General features: G+C 75.5%; 13 protein-coding genes. 8 read left to right on the top strand and 5 right to left on the bottom strand.

What is annotated here, in order from left to right:
• The 3 genes from E4P43_RS19785 to E4P43_RS04710 all read left to right on the top strand — a co-directional run.
• The coding region (locus E4P43_RS19785; protein WP_167759064.1) for a hypothetical protein at positions 1–422 on the top strand (422 nt) is incomplete at its 5' end.
• Positions 419–1,066 carry a hypothetical protein gene (locus E4P43_RS04715; RefSeq protein ID WP_135144258.1) on the top strand — a complete coding sequence of 216 codons (648 nt, stop codon included), beginning with the start codon at positions 419–421 and terminating at the stop codon, positions 1,064–1,066. The genes E4P43_RS19785 and E4P43_RS04715, both read left to right, overlap by 4 nt.
• Positions 1,067–1,168: 102 nt before the next feature.
• Positions 1,169–2,368 (top strand): acyl-CoA dehydrogenase family protein, encoded by a 1,200-nt coding sequence (locus E4P43_RS04710; protein ID WP_135144257.1) that lies wholly within the window; start codon positions 1,169–1,171, stop codon positions 2,366–2,368.
• A 51-nt stretch (positions 2,369–2,419) separates the two neighbouring features.
• Here the strand turns inward: E4P43_RS04710 and E4P43_RS04705 are convergent, their stop codons facing one another.
• The 5 genes from E4P43_RS04705 to E4P43_RS04685 form a co-directional block, all read right to left on the bottom strand.
• Positions 2,420–3,109, bottom strand: coding sequence for a DUF4230 domain-containing protein (locus tag E4P43_RS04705; protein ID WP_135144256.1), 690 nt, complete (start codon positions 3,107–3,109; stop codon positions 2,420–2,422).
• Positions 3,110–3,292: 183 nt separating this feature from the next.
• Positions 3,293–4,084, bottom strand: coding sequence for an ABC transporter permease (locus tag E4P43_RS04700; protein WP_135144255.1), 792 nt, complete (start codon positions 4,082–4,084; stop codon positions 3,293–3,295).
• Positions 4,081–5,040 carry an ATP-binding cassette domain-containing protein gene (locus E4P43_RS04695; protein WP_135144254.1) on the bottom strand — a complete coding sequence of 320 codons (960 nt, stop codon included), beginning with the start codon at positions 5,038–5,040 and terminating at the stop codon, positions 4,081–4,083. The genes E4P43_RS04700 and E4P43_RS04695 overlap by 4 nt, the downstream gene beginning before the upstream one ends.
• 11 nt (positions 5,041–5,051) lie before the next feature.
• A complete protein-coding gene (locus tag E4P43_RS04690) occupies positions 5,052–5,843 on the bottom strand; it encodes a DUF4097 family beta strand repeat-containing protein (protein WP_135144253.1) in 792 nt (263 codons plus the stop codon).
• Between the two features lie 100 nt (positions 5,844–5,943).
• Positions 5,944–6,456, bottom strand: coding sequence for a hypothetical protein (locus E4P43_RS04685; RefSeq protein WP_135144252.1), 513 nt, complete (start codon positions 6,454–6,456; stop codon positions 5,944–5,946).
• A 116-nt stretch (positions 6,457–6,572) separates the two neighbouring features.
• Between E4P43_RS04685 and E4P43_RS04680 the strand changes: the two genes are divergently transcribed.
• From E4P43_RS04680 to E4P43_RS04660, 5 genes are all read left to right on the top strand, one after another.
• Entirely contained in the window at positions 6,573–7,508 is a 936-nt protein-coding gene (locus E4P43_RS04680) for an NADP-dependent oxidoreductase (protein ID WP_135144251.1), read from the top strand.
• Between the two features lie 281 nt (positions 7,509–7,789).
• Positions 7,790–10,537, top strand: coding sequence for a hypothetical protein (locus E4P43_RS04675; RefSeq protein ID WP_135144250.1), 2,748 nt, complete (start codon positions 7,790–7,792; stop codon positions 10,535–10,537).
• Between the two features lies 1 nt (position 10,538).
• Positions 10,539–11,816, top strand: coding sequence for an amino acid ABC transporter substrate-binding protein (locus tag E4P43_RS04670; RefSeq protein WP_135144249.1), 1,278 nt, complete (start codon positions 10,539–10,541; stop codon positions 11,814–11,816).
• A gap of 12 nt (positions 11,817–11,828) precedes the next feature.
• Entirely contained in the window at positions 11,829–13,847 is a 2,019-nt protein-coding gene (locus E4P43_RS04665; protein WP_135144248.1) for a serine/threonine-protein kinase, read from the top strand.
• A gap of 16 nt (positions 13,848–13,863) precedes the next feature.
• Positions 13,864–18,234: an FtsK/SpoIIIE domain-containing protein gene (locus E4P43_RS04660; protein WP_135144247.1), complete on the top strand. Its 4,371-nt coding sequence runs from the start codon at positions 13,864–13,866 to the stop codon at positions 18,232–18,234.
• Positions 18,235–18,447: the final 213 nt, after the last annotated feature.

Genomic DNA, 18,447 nt, shown 5'->3' with positions numbered 1-18,447 from the left:
GATCTGCCGCGGCGGCGCGGGACGGCGTCCCCACCCTCCTGGCGTGGGCGCTGCTCCCGGCCCCCGGCATGGTCCGGCCGGGGCCGGTGGCGCTGCTGCGCGCGCTGCCGCTGCCGCCCACTGCCACGGACGACGACGTGCTGCACGCGGTCGTCGACCCGGACGCCGAGCGCTGGGGAGAGGTCGACGTCGACCGTCCCGGGACGGCCGCCGGCCGCGCCTGGGCGCTCCGCTGGCGACCGGTCGTACCGGGGGCCGACGGGAGCCGGGAGGTGCACGAGCAGCGCGCCGTCCTCTGGCCGGTCCGCGAGCACGGGGTGCTGCTGGCCCTGACCTGCTACGCCCTCGACCTGCTCGACGGGGCGGAGGTCGCCGAGCCGCTCCTCGAGCTCGCCTCCGGCCTGCGCTGGGCCGCGCCGTGAGACGGGGGGCGGGGGAGGGCGCCGGGTGGGGCTGGTCGCTCCTGCTGCCGCCGGGCTGGAGCCGGCTCCCCACCGAGGCCGTCGCCGGCCGCGCGGCGGCGCGCCGGCTGGTCGGGGAGCAGCTGGCCCACCTGCCCCGCGACCGCACGGCGCAGCTCCGGCGCCGGGTGGAGCGGGAGCTGCGGCAGCTGCTGGCCGAGGCGCGCGGCTCCGGCGCCGGCAGCGTCTACGTGCTCGCGGCGCCGGTGCGGGGCCTCCCGGTGTCCGCCACCTGCAGCGTCGTGGTCGTCCGGGGCGCGGTCGGCGACGACCGCCTGGTCGCCGAGCTGGCCCGGGTCCTGGGGCGGGCGGAGGGGCTGGTGGACCTCGGCGTCCGGCCGCTGGCCGGGCTGCCCGCGCTCCGGCGGCACCGCCGGCGGACCGTGCCGCTGGGGGACGGCGGCAGCGGCGTGCACACCGCCGTCGACTGGGCCGTGCCGCTCCCCGACGGCGGGGGTGCGGTCCTGCTGTCGTTCGGCACGGTCACCGAGCCGGTCGCCGAGCAGCTCGTGGCGCTGTTCGACGCGATGGCGCAGACGCTGGAGCTCACGGCTCCCGAGGACCGCGGCCACGCCCGGGCGCACGCTCGCCGGGAGGCGGGCTGAGGTCGCTCCGAAGGGGAGCGTGTCCAGGCACACGCCGGGCGCCGGCCGCCGGTGCTCCATACTCCCCGGTAACAACGGACACCGGAGTCCCGGAGGAGACCGATGACCCGCCTGGCGCAGACCGCTGACCTGACCGACATCCAGCAGGAGATCCTGTCGACGGTCAGGAGCTTCGTGGACCGCGAGATCATCCCGCACGCGCAGGAGCTCGAGCACGGCGACATCTACCCGCAGGAGATCGTCGACGGGCTCAAGGAGCTCGGCATCTTCGGGCTGATGATCCCCGAGGAGTACGGCGGCCTCGGTGAGTCGCTGCTGACCTACGCCCTGGTGGTCGAGGAGATCGCCCGCGGCTGGATGAGCGTCTCCGGCGTCATCAACACCCACTTCATCGTGGCCTACCTCCTGCGCCAGCACGGCACGCAGGAGCAGAAGGAGTACTACCTCCCGCGCATGGCCACCGGCGAGGTGCGCGGCGCCTTCTCGATGTCCGAGCCGGGCCTGGGCTCCGACGTCGCCGCCATCCGCACCAAGGCGACGAAGAACGCCGACGGCAACTACACGATCAACGGCCAGAAGATGTGGCTGACCAACGGTGGCAGCTCCACCCTGGTCGCCGCGCTGGTGCGCACCGACGAGGGCGCCGAGAAGGCCCACGAGAACCTGACGACGTTCCTCGTCGAGAAGCCGGCCGGCTTCGGCGAGGTCAAGCCCGGGATCACCATCCCCGGCAAGATCGCGAAGATGGGCTACAAGGGCGTCGACACCACCGAGCTGGTGTTCGACGGCTACGAGGCCAAGGCCTCGGACATCCTCGGGGGCGTCCCCGGCAAGGGCTTCGCGCACATGATGGACGGCGTCGAGGTCGGCCGGGTCAACGTCGCGGCCCGCGCCTGCGGCATCTCGATCCGCGCCTTCGAGCTGGCCATCGCCTACGCCCAGCAGCGGGAGACCTTCGGCAAGCCGATCGCCCAGCACCAGGCGATCGCCTTCCAGCTCGCCGAGATGGCCATCAAGGTCGAGGCCGCCCACCTGATGATGGTCAACGCCGCCCGCCTCAAGGACGCCGGCAAGCGCAGCGACGTCGAGTCGGGCATGGCCAAGACCCTGGCCAGCGAGTACTGCGCCGAGGTGACCACGCAGTCCTTCCGCATCCACGGTGGCTACGGCTACTCCAAGGAGTACGAGATCGAGCGCCTCATGCGCGAGGCGCCGTTCCTGCTCATCGGCGAGGGCACCAGCGAGATCCAGAAGACGATCATCAGCCGCGGACTGCTCAGGGAGTACAAGCTCAAGGGCTGAGGCCTGGCGTCCAGAGGCCCGGAACCGCCCGTGGTTCCGGGCCTCCGGCGTTCAGCGGGCGTCGTCGGCGGGCTCGGCGAAGCGGACCTCGACGTCGTCCACGCCGAGGGCCCCGGCCAGGCCGGTCAGCATGTCGCGGGTGTTGGTCTCTGCGCGCTCGCGCAGGTCGCTCTCCGCCGCGGCGGCGGCGAGGCGGTCCTCGGCCAGCGCGTACAGCGCGCTGTCGTCGACGGGGTCGTCACCGACCGCGTCGCCGATCCGCTCGACCAGCCCGCGGTCCCGGTCGAGGACCCGGCTCTCGTCCGGGTCGATGCGGACCTCGTCGAGGCGCGGTGCCGGCAGCTCGATGGTCGCCGACGTGCCGTCCTCCGAGAGGGTCACCGCACCGGCGTCCAGCGCCGCGAAGTCGACGAAGGCGTCGGCGGTGCCGGTGGCCAGGAGCTCCGTGCGCTCGCCGCTGATCACCGACGGCACGTAGCGGGTGTCGACCTCGCGGTCGACGACGACCTGGAACGTGCCGCTCGCCGCGTGGTACTCGTGCAGGTCCTGCAGGGCGAGCAGGAGGGGCGTGGTGCTGCGGTCGACGACGTCCTGCCCGAACGGGTCGTCGGGCAGCCAGCCGGCGAGCTGGATGCCGGCCGGGACGAGCAGGGCCGCGCCGACGCCGGCGGCGACCAGCCGGAGCGGGACCCTGCGGCGGGGCCGGGCGGGGGCGGGACGGGTCTCCGGCGAGGTGGGCATGCACGGCCTCTCGGGGCAGGGGGAGGTAGTGGTGCTCTTCCCCGTCCAGCGACCGCGTGCCCGCCGCCATTCCCGACACGACGCCATTCCCGACACGACGCCAATCCCGACACGACGCCATTCCCGACACGACGCCAGGCCCAGGACCGGTCCGGTCCTGGGCCTGGCTACGTGCCGGGCGCGTCAGCGGGCGGGGCGGTTCTCGTAGTTGCGCCGGGCCCACAGCCAGCCGACGACGGTGAGGCCGACGCACCAGGCGACCGCGACCGGACCGTCGCTGCCGATCCCCGTGCCGGTCAGCAGACCGCGCAGGGTCTCGATGATCGGCGTGAACGGCTGGTGCTCGGCGAACCAGCGCAGCCCGGCCGGCATCGAGTCGGTGGGCACGAAGCCGCTGCCGAAGAAGGGCAGCAGGAGCAGCGGCATGGGCACGTTGCTGGCCGCCTCGACGGTCTTCGTGGCCAGGCCCATCGCCACCGACAGCCAGGAGAGGGCCAGGCTGACCAGGGCGAGGAAGCCGGCCGCGGCCAGCCACTCCACGACCCCCGCGTCGGGCCGGAACCCGACGAGGAGGGCCGCGGCCACCACGAGGGCCAGGCCGACCATGGTCTGGACCACGGCGCCCACCACGTGCCCGGCGAGCACCGCGGCGCGGGAGATGGACATCGTCCGGAAGCGGCTGTTGATGCCCTCGGTCATGTCCATGGCGATCGAGATCGCGGTGCCCTGGGCCGCTGCCGCGATGGCGAGCACCAGCAGGCCGGGGGTCAGGTACTCGGCGTACTCTGCCCGCCCGCCGGACGGGCCGCCCAGGCCGGCACCCAGCGTGCCGCCGAACACGTAGACGAACAGCAGCAGGAAGACGATGGGCATCGCGGCGACGATGATCGTCAGCGAGGGGTAGCGCAGCGCGTGCTTGAGGTTGCGCCGCACCATGGTCGCCGAGTCGGCGACCGTCCAGGTCAGCGTGGTCATGGCGTCGTCACCTTCCGGTGGGTGGGGTCGTCGGTGGTGGGGCGCCCGGTCAGGGCGAGGAAGACGTCGTCGAGGTCGGGCTGGTGGACGGTGAGGTCGGCGACGTCCACGGCGGCCTCGTCGAGGCGGGCCAGCACGTCCTTGAGCGCCCGGACGCCGCCGTCGCTGGGCACCTCCAGGGCGAGCGCGTCGGCGTCCACGGTGGCTCCGCGGAGCACCCGCACGGCGGCGTCGAGCGACCGGCGGTCGGCGAACTGCAGGCGGATGGAGCCGCCGGGGACCATCCGCTTGAGCTCGGCCGCGGTGCCCTCGGCGACCAGCCGGCCGCCGTCGAGGACGCCGATCCGGTCGGCGAGCTGGTCGGCCTCCTCCAGGTACTGCGTCGTCAGGAGGACGGTGACGCCGTCGGCGACCAGGCCGCGCACGACGTCCCACACCGCCCGGCGGCTGCGCGGGTCCAGGCCGGTGGTCGGCTCGTCGAGGAAGACGACCCGCGGGTCGCCCATCAGGCCCATCGCCAGGTCCAGCTTCCGGCGCATGCCGCCGGAGTAGGTCGACGGGCTGGTGCCGGCGGCCTCGACCAGGTCGAACCGCTCCAGCAGGTCCGCGGCGCGGGCGTGGCCCTCGCGACGTCCCAGGTGCAGCAGGTCGGCGACGAGGCGCAGGTTCTCCGCGCCGGTCAGCAGGTTGTCGACGGCGGTGAACTGGCCGGTGACCGCGATGGCGGACCGCACGGCCCGCGGGTCCTGCGCCACGTCGTGCCCGGCGACCCGGACCTCGCCGGCGTCGGCGGGGGTGAGCGTGGACAGGATGTCGACGGTCGTCGTCTTGCCCGACCCGTTGGGGCCGAGGAGGGCGTAGACCGTGCCCTCGGCGACGGTGAGGTCCAGGCCGTCGAGGACGACGGTGGAGCCGAAGGACTTGCGCAGCCCTCGGACGGAGATCGCGGGTTCCATGTCGTTTCCTCTCAGGAGCGGCGGACGATGACGTCGCCGTAGGCGGTGCGGGCACGGACCTCGACGGTCTCGACGGCGTCGTCGGGGCCCTCGGCGGCGTCGAGCAGGTTGCGCACGCGGCCGGCGCCCGCCTGCAGGTCCAGCCAGGCGGCCGTGCCCTGCCGGATCCCGGCCTCGACCGTGCCGTAGGCGGTCTCCAGGACCAGCTCCCCGCGCACGGCCTCGGCGACCCGGACCTGGCCGTACTTGGTGGTCGCGTGCACCGAGCCGAGGGCCCGGTCGACCCAGATGTCCCCGGCGGAGGAGTGCAGCCGCACGTCACCGCGGGCGGAGCCGACCCGGACCTGGCCGTAGGCGGTGCCGGCCTCGACCCCGCCGTCGGCCTCGCCGACCTCGACGTCGCCGGCGGAGCTGCGGGCGGTGACCTCGGCGGCCCGGTCGATGCGCACGTCACCGCACTTGCTGGTGACCCGCACGTCGGCGAACCGGCCCTCGCAGTCCACGTCCCCGAAGCCCGACTCGGCGTGCACCTCGGAGCCCTCCGGCACCAGGACGTCGATCTCGACCGACGCGGGCGGCCCGAAGAGGACCAGCCGGAGCTTGCGCGGTGTGCTGACCAGCAGCCGGCCGTCGGTGAGCTCGACGCGGGTCTGCCGCGCGGCCTCGACGTCGCCGGACCGGCCGGGGTTGGCCGGGCGGACGTCAACCTGGGTGGTGGTCCGCTGCGTCGCGCGGACCCGGACGGTGCCGGCGGCGACCTCGATGCGGGCGGTGACGGGGCCGGGTGTCTCGAACGTGAGCATGGCGGTGCCCTCCTCAGGGCGTGGGTGGGACACCCTCGGCCGATCGGCCGGGGTGGCGGTGCCTGTGGAGCTGCTGAGCCTGTGGAGCTGTGGCTGGGGGCTAGCGGGCCCAGCCGGTGAAGTGCTCACCCGTCGACCACCGGCCGCTGCGCCGGGTCTCGGTCGGGGGAGTCCGGTGCCCGGTGTCCAGGGCGCTGGACACCGCGCGGACGAGCCAGGTGTTGACCGAGGAGCCGGTCGCCGCCGCGGCGTCCTCCACGCGGGACTTGAGGGCCTCCGGCAGCCGGAGGGTGATGCGGATCGTGCTGCCGTCGTCGGTGTCGGGTGCCGGTGCCGCCGCCGGGGTGGGCGCGGCGGCCGGCTCGGGGGCGGGAGGCTGGGTGACGGCGAACCCGATGTCGCCGCCGCGGAGCCGGACGTCGACGGAGCCGGGAGCCAGCTGGCTGGTCAGCTCTTCCGCGGCGACGGAGAGGGCGTTGAGCAGGGCCAGGCGGACCGAGGACTCCAGCGGCGCGGCCAGCCGCTCCGCGAGGACCCTCGCCTCCTCGCCGCCGGCCTCGGCGGCGACCGTGAGCTCGCGGCGCAGTTGTTCGACGAAGGGGGTCAGGTCCATGACGTCACTGTGACACCACTTTGACGTCACCGCAAGCCCCTTCGTGATGTCGGATGACACCACGGGAGAAAAGCCCTGCTCGGGCGCGGTTCCGGGCGCCCGTGTAAGCAGGGTCCATGCGTGCCGAGGGAGTGACCGAGTTCGGTGGGCCGGAGGCCCTGCACATCGTCGACGTCGAGCCCGAGCCCCTCGGGCCGGGCCAGGTCCGGCTGCGGGTCGAGGCCGCCGCGGTCAGCCCGACCGACACGCACGCCCGCTCGGGCGCCTATGCCGAGCGCGACCCGGTCAAGACGCCGCCGTGGGTCCCCGGCATGGACGTCGCCGGGGTCGTCACGGAGCTGGGGGAGGGTGTGGACCACCTCGCCGTCGGCGACCTCGCGATGGGCGTCGTCGTCCCGTTCGGACCGCACGGGGCCTACCGCGAGGACAAGGTGCTGCCCGGCAACTCGGTCGTGCGGGCACCGAGGGGGGCGTCGGCCGTCGAGGCCTCGACGCTGCCCATGAACGGCCTCACCGCGCGGTTCTCGCTGGACCTGATGGGCCTCCGGCGGGGCGAGGTCCTCGCGGTGACCGGTGCGGCCGGCGCCTACGGCGGCTACGTCGTCCAGCTGGCCAAGGCCGACGGGCTCACCGTCGTCGCCGACGCCTCCGAGGCCGACGAGGAGCTGGTCCGTGGGCTCGGCGCCGACGTCGTCGTCCGGCGCGGGGACGACGTCGCCGAGCGGATCCGGGAGCACTTCCCCGACGGTGTGCACGGGCTGGCGGACGGGTCGGTGCAGGACGAGCTGGTGCTCCCCGCCGTGCGGGACGGGGGAGCGGTCGCCACCGTCCGCGGCTACCGCGGCAACGGCGAGCGGGGGCTGCGGTTCTTCCCGACCATGGTGCGCAAGGTCGCGGAGGACCGGGACGCGCTGGACCGGCTGCGCCAGCAGGTCGAGGAGGGCGTGCTGACGCTGCGGGTCGCACGGACGTTCCCCGCCGAGCAGGCGGCCGAGGCGCACCGCACGCTCGAGGCCGGCGGCGTGCGGGGCCGGCTGGTGCTCACCTTCTGAGCCCGGCGCGCGGGGGCGGCCGCGCCGTGGCAGGGTCGAGGCGGAGCATCGGCCGTTCGGGGGCCCCCGCCACCCTGGGATGGACCGAGACGGACTGGTCCGTCTAGTGTCTCGGCGAACACCCGCCTCCGTTGCCCCCGGCAACGACCCGGACCGTCGTCCGGGGCGCCGACGCCTCTCGGGGCGCCGGCCGAGGGCGCGGTGACGGACTGAGCGCGGGGAGAACGTTCGTGGTGGGCAGCACACGCCTGGTCGGTTCCGGTCGCGGACGCCGATGGGGGGTGACGGCCGGGGCGACGGTGGTGCTCCTCGGCGGGGGTGCCGCCCTGGCGCCGATGGTGTTCGCCGAGGAGGCGCCGCGGCGGGCCCTGCAGGCGGTGACCATCGACCTCGCCTCGAACGGCGCCGTCACCGGCCTCACGTCCGCGCTCGTCAGCCGCGGTGAGGACGGCGAGGACCCGACCACCCGCACGACCGCGCTCAACCCCGCCGAGCACGCCGGCGACCTCCCCGTCCGGGTCACCACGTCGTGGCGGCACGACGGCCGCGTCGGCACCGACCTGGCCGACGTCGAGGGCGCCGACGGGCGGGTCGAGATCAGCGTGACGGTGCAGAACCTGACCGGCCGCCCGGAGCGCTTCCAGTACGACGCGAACGGCGTGGCCCGCGAGAGCTACGAGATGGTGACGACGCCGATGACCGTCGTCGCCAGCGCCGTCCTCCCCGGCGACGGCGCCGCCACGCTCGTGCGTCCGCAGCCGGGTGCTGCCGAGCCCGGCACGACCAACGGCGTGGTGAGCACCGAGGACGACTCGACCACCGTCCAGTGGGCCTCCCTGCTGGCGCCGCCGCGGCTGGCGCCCTCCACCACCTTCACGCTGGTCCAGGACGCCGTGGACTTCGAGCTCCCGGCGATCTCGCTGGCCGTGCAGCCCGGCGTCACCACCGACACCTCCATCGCCCGGCTCGTCGGGGACGTCTTCGGGGGCTCGGCCGGGATGGTCGGCTCCGAGAACCACACGATCGGGCTGATCGCCAACGTCAACGCCACGCTCGCCCAGGTCACCGACAGCCTGACGACGATCCAGCAGACGCTCGCCGTCAACGCCGGCGAGGTCGGGGAGGCGGCGACGCGGGCCATCGCCAGCACCGCGGACTCCGTCGACGCCGCCGCGGCCGCCGTCCTGCGTGACCTCGAGGCGCTCGACGCCTCGGTCGGCAGCACGGTCGAGTCGACCAACGTGCGCGCCAACGGGGCGCTCGCCACCGCGGTCCAGAGCGTCAAGGACTACTTCGGCACCCCCGTCGCGCCGGGCAACGCCGCCGCGCTGGCCTGCGGCGAGGCGCCGACGGCCGGCGAGGACCGCACCCTGCTCGGCCACCTGGCGACCGTGAGCCGTCAGCTGCGCGAGCTGGCCACCGCCAGCGGCGACTGCGTCGGCGAGCTGCGGTCGACGCTGACCGGCAGCATCGGCCAGATCGACGCGTGCCCGACCGGACCGGTGGACCCGGACGGCCCGCTCGTCTGCCGGCTCACCAGCGCCGGGTCCGACCTGGTCACCCTGGGCAAGGGTCTCGCGGACGAGTCGGCGAAGGTGCGCGGCCTGATCGTCTCCTCCGAGGTGCAGGCGGTCGGTACGCAGGTCACCGACGTGATCACCCTCGTGCGGAAGCTGCAGACCGACAGCCGGGTCTTCGACCCGCTGCTGGACCCCAGCACCACGGTCCCGGACCTGACCGGGTCGCTCGGCGACCTGGGCGAGGACCTGGCCGCGGCGCAGCAGGCCACCTCGACCAGCGGTGTCAGTGCGGAGCTCGGGAGCCTGGACGCGATCGCCGAGGGGCGCGTGGAGGAGCTGACGGACCCGACCACCGGCCTCCAGGCGCAGCTCGCGGCGCTGGCGACCTCGGTCTGCGACGTGCCCACCTCGACCGACGCCGATGCGCAGCTGCGCGCCGACACCGCCCGCTGGCTGGTGGACGGCAAGAACTGCGCTGCGCAGACGGTCCCGGCAAGCGCGGCCCCCGCGTTCGCCGAGCCCCTGACCGACCGCATCGCCGACGAGGTGCAGGCGTGGCAGGACGTCCGCGAGGACGTGGTGGACGCGCGTGCCGCCCTCCAGGCGGTCAGCACCCAGCTCGCCGGGCTGCGGGCCGAGGACGGTCCGTTCACCCTGCTCTCGGGGCTGATCGGGAAGCTGGCCGACCAGTCGAAGCTCAAGAACGCGGTCAAGGAGCTGCAGGGCGTGCTCGGCGGCCTCTACGCGGCGCCGGCTTCCGACGCGGAGCCCTGGACCTGCGCCGACGGTGTTCGCAGCACCGCCCCGCTGAACCGGCTCGCGGAGACCGTCGAGGTCATGCGCTGCGAGCAGAACGAGGTCGTCAAGGACGTCGAGGACCTCCTCAAGAACGCCGCCGCCGGCGTCGACCAGGCCGGCGTCAACGGTGTCCAGCAGGCTGCGGAGGACGCCGAGGCGGCCGGCGCGGGAGCCGACGCCGACCTCGAGGGCCTCTCGGACCGGCTCGACCAGCAGCTGGCCGGCGCAGCCGACCGTCAGCTCGAGGAGGGACGCGCCCGCGTCACCGCCCAGACCGCGGCCCTGGAGGCGGAGAAGGCTGCTGCGGCGCAGGAGCTCGACGCGGCGGCGACCGACGCGGTGAGCCGGCTCGCCGAGCAGATCAGCGCGGCGAACCAGTCGCAGGCCGCCGCCGCGGGCGCGCTCCAGGCCCAGCTGCAGAAGGTGCTGCTGGACCTCGGCTCGGCGACCGAGGGGCGCGGCCTCCTCGGCGTGATCCAGAACAGCGCCGGGCAGACCGGCGTCCGCACCGAGCAGGTCACCCAGACCAGCGAGAGCGCCGCGAGCTTCCGCGGCGTCCGGCAGGTCGAGGTCGCCGACGCCCAGCTGGAGCAGCAGCAGTTCGCGCGGTCCCTCCAGGCCGCGCAGCGGATGGAGCCGTTCGCCGAGGACCTGCCGAAGGGGTCGGTCTCGGCCACGGTCTTCTGCTTCCGCCTCGGTGGCGAGAGCTGACGTGCGTCGTTCGCTGATCTGCCTGGCAGCCGTCGCGGTCGTCACCAGCGGGTGCACCTCGGACGAGGCGGCGCCCGACGGGGAGGACTTCCAGCCCGCGCCGGCCCCCACGGTCGAGCTGGACCTGCTCGGCGACCTCGCGTCGCCGCTCACGGTGGGCCTGGTGGTCACCGGGTCCGGCCCGCGCGGTGAGGGTGCGGAGTTCGCCGCACCGGCGGCCGGCGCCCGCGTGGCGGAGTTCCGCCTCGACGGCGACGAGGACCGGCTGCAGCTGGAGGTCGTCGACGACCGCGGCACCACCGAAGGCGCCGTGGCGGCGACCCAGCAGCTGCTCGACGCCGGCGTCGCGGGGATCGTCTACGCCTCCGCGGGCGCCCACCTCGACGCCGCGCTGGACCTCGCGTCGGGGGCCGGCACCGCGGTGCTGCTGCCCTACGACACGCGCGACGACCTGGCCGCCGAGACCGCCTGGCGCACCGGGCCGAGCGACCAGCAGGTCGGCGACGTCGTCGGGGCGATGCTGTCGGGCCGCGGTCAGCGCACCCCGGTCGCCTTCACCGGCGAGGGCACCGGGCAGGGCCTCGCCGCCCTGGCCCAGGCCGACCGCCGGGTGACCATCGCGGCGGGCGACGCGCTCGCCGGCCAGGTGGCGGCGGCCGCGCAGCCGCTGGTCGACGGCGCCGCCGACTCCGTCCTCGTGTCCGCGTCCGCCGAGACCGCGGCGGAGACGGTCGCCGCCCTGCAGGGGACGGCGCCCACCGCGCCGGTCGTCCTCGGACCCTCCGCGCTCACGCCGGCCTTCGCGGCGCGGCTGCGCGACCTCGGCTCGGCCGGCGGCGCGACGACCGCCGGGCAGTTCTTCACCGTCGGTCCCGCCGCCTCCGACGCCTCCACCGACGAGGGGGCCGTGCGCTTCCTCGACGCCGTCCGCCTCGCCGCCCAGGACGCCGACCTCCAGTCGCTGTCCGGCACCGATGCCTTCGGCCGGCTGGGCGCCGCGACCGCCGACGTCCGCAGCCACGACGCCGTCCTCGCGCTGGCCGCCGCCGCGGCGGGCGCCGGCTCCACGGAGCCGGGGGCCGTGCTGGGCGCGCTCCGCGGGCTCGAGCTCGGCGCCGACGACGGCCTGGCCGGCCCGGCCCTGGCCTTCGCCGACCAGCAGGCCCTGACCGACGCCGGCGTGGCGGTGCTGCAGGCGACCACCCGCGGTGCCGAGCGCGGGGTCGAGCAGGACGCGCCCGCGCTGTCGTGGTTCGTCCTGCCCGACGGCGAGGGCTGATAGGCACACCCCATGCAGACCACCCGCGCGCTCGGGAGCCGCTACGTCCTCGAGCGGCAGCTCGGCTCCGGCGCGATGGGCCAGGTGTGGGCCGCCGTCGACCAGCGCACGGGAGAGGCGGTCGCGGCCAAGCTGCTGCGCCCGGAGTTCGCGCGTGACCCGGAGATCCTGACCAGGTTCGTGCAGGAGCGCTCGATCCTGCTCGACCTGGTGCACCCGAACGTCGTCCGGGTCCGCGACCTCGTGGTCGAGGGCGAGGACCTCGCCATCGTCATGGACCTGGTGCAGGGCGCCGACCTGCGCGCCCGGCTGCGGTCGGCCGGCACGCTGGCGCCGGCCGAGGCCGCACGCATCACCGCCGACGTCCTCGAGGCGCTGGCCGCCGCGCACACCGGCGGCGTCCTGCACCGCGACGTCAAGCCCGACAACGTGCTGCTGACCGACGAGGACCCGCCCGGCGTGCGGCTCGGCGACTTCAGCATCGCCCGGCTCGCCCAGGAGACGACGGTCCGCATGACCGGCGTCCTCGGCACGCCGGACTACATGGCGCCGGAGATCTTCACCGCCGAGACCGTCAGCGCGGCCTCCGACGTGTACGCGACCGGCATCGTCCTCTACGAGCTGCTGGCCGGCCGCCCGCCGTTCGCCGGGGGCGGCACCGGGTACGCGGTCGCCAACCGGCACGTCACCGCCGCGCCGCCGCCGGTTCCCGGGATCCCGCCGGCGCTGGACGCCGTCCTGCAGGCGATGCTGGCGAAGGAGCCCGACCGCCGGCCGCCGGCGGACGCGGCCGCCGCGTCGCTGCGCGACCTGCTGCCCGCGCTCGACGGCCTCCCCGCGCTCCCGGTGGCTCCCGAGCCCACCACCTGGAAGGCCGCGGCGAGCGGGCCGGCCCCTGCCTTCGGCGTGCTCGGCCACCGCCCGGTCGAGGAGCTCGACCCGGGCCGCACCAACGTCAAGGGCGCAGCACCGGCCGCCCCCGAGCTGCCTGCGCCGAGCACGGGCGAGGCCTCGCCGTGGCTCGCCTCCCGGCCCGACGAGGAGCTGGCCTCCGCCCAGACCCAGCTGCGCCCCCGCCACGCCCCGGCGCACGCGGCACCGGCCGAGCCGGAGGAGCCCGCCGCGCGGGGCCGGCTGCGGGACCGGCGCACCTGGCTCGTGGCCGGCGGCTCGCTGGCCGCGGTCGGCGCGGTCGTCGGCGTCGTGGCCCTGGTGGGCAGCGGCGGGTCCGCCGGCGACGACCGCCGCGGCGGCGGGGGAGGCGGGGCCGCGGCCGAGGCGCTGACCGTCGTCGGCCCGTCGGAGCAGCTGCCCTCGGGGCTGTCGGTCGTCCGCGAGGGCGCCTACGACGCCGAGGCCGGCACGCTCACCACGACCATCACCTGGTCGGCCGAGACCGCGCTCGCCGGGCCGCTGTTCGAGGCGGTGCCCGCCGCCGAGGACGGCAGCGCCTGCCCCGACGCCACCTGGTCGGTGGCCGCCGTCCGCGACGTCACGCCGGGCGTCCCGGTGACCGCCTGCGGGTGGGAGGTGCCCGTCGACGTCCCCGCCGGCTCGCAGGTCACCGCCAGCTACACGGTGCCCTTCGAGCTCGAGGACGACGGCGACGTGCAGGGGCTGCGCGAGCGGCTCGTCGAGGCCGGCACCGCGACCGGCTCGGCGCTGGACGGCCTGGTCGCCACCCCGGTCTACGCCGCCCAGCGGCTGGAGGACCTGGAGGTGCAGATCGACGGCACGGTCCGGGTCAGCGCCCCGGTCGGCATGGTCGTCGTCCCGGTCTGGCGCGGGACCGACGGGGCGGACAACATCTCGGTGCTCTTCAGCAGCCGCAACCCGCAGCCGACGCTCCTGCTCCAGCAGCTCGGCGGGGAGCTGGAGGTGCGCACCGACGACTGCACCGGCTCGCTGGCCTTCACCGACCGGGTGCCCTACGCCAACACGGTCGGCACCGCGTGCACGGTGTCGGTGCGGCTCGGTGAGATCGAGGCCCGCAGCCGCAGCTTCGACGTCCTGCAGAACAGCGCGGGCTGAGACCGGAAGGGGTGCTGTGCGCGTCCAGGTGAGCGTCGGGCAGGCCGACGGCACGCTGCTCGACGTCGTGGTCGACGTCGACGACGACCTGCCGGTCAGCCGGGTCTGCGCCGAGCTGTCCCGTGTGGCCGGCGTGCCCGCCGACGGCGTGTGGGTCGCCGGCGAGCGGCTCGACGGCGACCAGCCGGTGGGGGAGAGCGCGCTCGTCGACGGCGGCGTGGTGCACCTGACCGAGGCCGCCGCCCTCGCCGCTCCGGCCGGGCCGCCCACCCGCGGGTGGCAGCTGCGCGTGCGCAGCGGCCCCAGCGCCGGGCTGGTCGCGGAGCTGCCGATGGGCGACCACGAGCTGGGCCGCAGCAGCCCGTTCGGGTTTGCCGACCGGTCCATGTCCCGCCGGCACGCCCTGCTCCGGGTCGGTGCCGACGGCGCGACGATCCGGGACCTGGGGTCGGCCAACGGCACCACCCTGGAGGGCGAGCCGGTCCCCGAGGACGGCGACGGCGTCGAGGTGGCGCCCGGGCAGGTCGTGCAGCTCGGCGACACCCAGCTGGTGATCGGCCCCGCGGCCGCCTCCGACGCCGCCGTCGAGCCCGCCGGGCCGGGCACCCGCGCGTTCGTGCGCGCCCCGCGGCTGCTGCCGTCCACGCGCGAGGTCCGCATCCAGCTGCCCAAGGAGCCGGAGGCACGCGAGCCGCGCCGCTTCTCGCTGGTCATGATCATCGCGCCGCTGCTGATCGGCGTCACGCTCGCGGTGGTCATGCGCTCGCCGCTGTACCTCATGTTCGCCGTCGCCAGCCCGGTGATGATGATCAGCAACACCGTGGCCGACCGCCGGCACACCGCACGCCAGGACCGCCGTGCCCGCGAGGAGTACGAGGAGGAGCTGGCGCGCACCCACGAGCGGATCGAGGCCGCGCTCGCGCAGGAGACGCTCCGCCGCCGCGACACCCACGCCGACCCGGCCACCACGCTGCTGACCGCCGTCCTGCCGGGCCGGCGGCTGTGGGAGCGACGCCGCACCGACCCCGACGCCCTCGACCTGCGGCTGGGCTCGGCGGACCTGCCCGCGGAGGTGGTGGTCACCGACCGCACCGGCCGCGACGAGCCCCTGGAGCAGCGCACCGTGCGCGCCGTGCCCGTCGTCGTGCCGCTGCGGGAGGCCGGCGTCGTCGGCATCGCCGGACCGGCGGAGCCGCTGGCCGGGCTGCTGCGCTGGGTCGTCCTGCAGCTGGCCGTCAACCACCCGACGCGGGACCTCTCCCTGACCGTCCTCGCCCCCCGCGGGCGCCCCGAGTGGAACTGGGTCCGCTGGCTGCCGCACGCGCGGTCGGCCGACGGCGAGGGGCCGGTCGCGTTCGTCGGCAACGACCCGGAGACGGTGACGGCGCGGGTCGCGGAGCTGAACGCGCAGATCAAGGCCCGCCGCGACGCGGCCGCCAAGGGCAGCCGGATCCAGGCCGAGTCCTTCCCGGCGCACGTCCTCGTCGTCCACGGGTTCCGCCCGCTGCGGGCGACCCCCGGCCTGGCACAGGTCCTGCAGGAGGGCCCCGCGGTCGGCGTCTACGCCGTCTGCGCCGACGAGGAGGAGCGGTTCCTGCCCGAGGCCGCCACCGCCACGGCCGTGTTCGACCCAGCCGAGGAGGCCCAGCTCGTCGTCCGGCGCAGCGGCCACGACCCGGTGACGGCGGTGCTCGCCGAGCCGGTGTCGGCCGAGCTGGCGGAGCGGGCGGCGCGGGCGCTGGCCCCGCTGCGCGACGTCAGCCTCGAGGAGGACGACGCCGTCCTGCCCGACAGCGTGCGGCTGCTCGACGTGCTCGGCATGGAGCCGCCGACCGTCGACGGCATCCGGGCGCGCTGGCAGATGGAGGGGCGCACGACCCGCCTGGTCGTGGGCTCCGGCCTGCACGGGCCGCTCAGCCTCGACCTGCGCACCGACGGCCCGCACGGGCTGGTCGCCGGCACCACCGGCGCCGGCAAGTCGGAGCTGCTGCAGACGATGATCGCGTCGCTGGCGGTGGCCAACCGGCCGGACGCCCTGAACTTCGTGCTGGTCGACTACAAGGGCGGCAGCGCGTTCAAGGACTGTGTCCACCTGCCGCACACCGTCGGCATGGTCACCGACCTCGACGCGCACCTCGTGCAGCGGGCGCTCACCTCGCTGGGCGCCGAGCTCAAGTACCGCGAGCACTGGCTGGCGCGGGCCGGCGTCAAGGACATCGACGACTACATCGACCTGCAGGCCCGCGAGCCCGGCCGGCCCCCGCTGCCGCGGCTGCTCATCGTCATCGACGAGTTCGCCTCGATGGCGCGGGAGCTGCCGGACTTCGTGACCGGCCTGGTCAACGTCGCGCAGCGGGGCCGGTCGCTCGGCATCCACCTGATCCTGGCCACCCAGCGGCCCAGCGGTGTGGTGTCACCCGAGATCCGGGCCAACACCAACCTGCGCATCTCGCTGCGGGTCACCGACGGCGCCGACAGCAGCGACGTCCTCGACGCCCCCGACGCCGCGCGCATCCCGAAGTCCGCCCCGGGGCGCGGGTACGCGCGCCTCGGGCACGGCGCGCTGGTGCCCTTCCAGGCCGGCCGGATCGGCGGGCGCCGCCCTGGCCAGGGCGCGGTCGCCGCCGCGGTGCCGTTCGTCGTCCCGCTGGGCTGGTACCAGGTCGGCTACGCCGCACCCCAGAAGCCGGCGACGGCGACCCGGCAGTCCGACGTCGAGATCACCGACCTCTCCGTCCTGGTGGAGGCGGTGCGGGGCGCGGCCGTGGCGGAGGAGGTGCCCGCCCAGCGCAGCCCGTGGCTGGAGGCGCTGCCCACCCGGGTGCTGGTCTCGGACCTCGACACCCCCGCGGCCGGGGCGGCGTCGGCGGTCCGGCTGCCCTTCGGGGTCCGGGACCTGCCCGCGCTGCAGGAGCAGCAGGTGGCCGCCTTCGACCCGGCCACCGACGGGCACCTGCTCGTCATCGGGTCGCCCAAGAGCGGCCGCTCGCAGCTGCTGCGCACCCTCGCCGGGTCGCTGGGGGCCCGCTGCTCCACCAGCGACGTGCACCTGTACGCGCTCGACTGCGGCAACGGCGCGCTCCTCCCGCTGGCGGACCTGCCGCAGTGCGGCGCGGTCGTCACCCGCACCCAGACCGAGCGGGCCGTCCGGCTGCTGGACCGGCTGAAGCGGGAGCTGGAGCGCCGTCAGCAGGTGCTGGCCGACAGCGGCTTCGCCGACATCGGCGAGCAGCGCCGGTCGGTACCCGCGGAGCAGCGCCTGCCGCACATCCTGCTGATGCTCGACCGCTGGGAGGGGTACGCGCCCACCCTCGGCGAGGTCGACAACGGGCGGCTGACCGACATCCTCATGGCGATCGCCCGCGAGGGGGCGTCGGCCGGGATCTCCGTCGTGATCACCGGCGACCGGTCGCTCGGCACGGCGCGGCTGGCGTCGCTGACCGACAACAAGCTCGTCATGCGGCTGGCCGACCGCACCGACTACCCGCTGATCGGGGTCCCGGCCAAGCAGGTGCCCGGCGACATGCCGCCCGGCCGGGCGGTCACCGTCGACGGCGCGGTCGAGACCCAGGTGGCGCTGCTCGCCGAGGACGAGTCCGGGCAGGGGCAGGCCGCGGCCATCGCGGAGATCGCCAAGGCCGCGCACGTGCGGGACGCGCTCGTGCCGCGCTCGGCCCGCCCCTTCCGGGTCGACGTGCTGCCCTCGCGGATCACCTTCGACGCGGCGTGGGAGCTGCGGCCCCCCGAGGCGGGCGCCGGCTTCGCGCTGGTCGGCGTCGGTGGCGACGAGCTGGTGGCGACCGGGCCGGACCTGACCGGCGGCTCCTCGGGGTTCGTCGTCGCCGGCCCCGGGCGGTCGGGGAAGAGCACGGTGCTCATGACCATGGCGGAGTCGCTGCTCCGGCAGGGCACGTCGGTCGTCGTCTGCGCACCCAAGGCGTCCCCGCTGCGCACGCTGGCCGGGCGGGAGGGCGTGCTCGCCGTCATCGAGGAGGCGTCGACGCCGGCCGACCGCTGGAAGGAGCTGCTCGCCACCGACCCGGCGCACCCGCTGGTGCTGTTCCTCGACGACGGCGACGTGCTGCGGGACTGCCCGACGTCGGAGGTGTTCCGCGAGGTCGTCAAGGGCTACGTCCCGGGGCGCAGCCTGGTGCTCGCCGGCAACGCCGACAGCATCTGCACCGGCCTGTCGGGCTGGCAGGTGGACGCGAAGAAGGCACGGCAGGGCGTGCTGCTGTCCCCCCAGGGCACCACCGACGGCGACCTCATCGGCGTGCGGGTGCCGCGCAGCGCGATCGGCGGGCCGGTCCAGCCCGGGCGGGGCCTGCTGCACCTGGGCGACAGCTCGCTGCTCACCGTGGCGGTCCCGGCCCCTCCCACGTCGTGAGCGGCGTCGCCGTCCCGGCCGCGCTCCGGGGCTGTGGACGACGCCGTGCCGGGGCGTTCGCTCCGGCTGACGTGATCCGCGGTTCTCGGTACGGCCCGGAGGTCCGGATGGGTGGCAGTGACCTGTGCGTCGACGGCGCGGCGCTGGCCCGGGTGCGGTCCGACCTCGCCGACATCCGCGGCCTGACGGGGCACCCAGCCCGGGAGGTGCTCG

It is taken from the genome of Blastococcus sp. TF02A-35 (assembly GCF_004571075.1).
In the GTDB taxonomy this organism is placed as follows: Bacteria; Actinomycetota; Actinomycetes; order Mycobacteriales; family Geodermatophilaceae; genus Blastococcus.
This window is presented reverse-complemented; position numbering and strand designations above follow the sequence as displayed.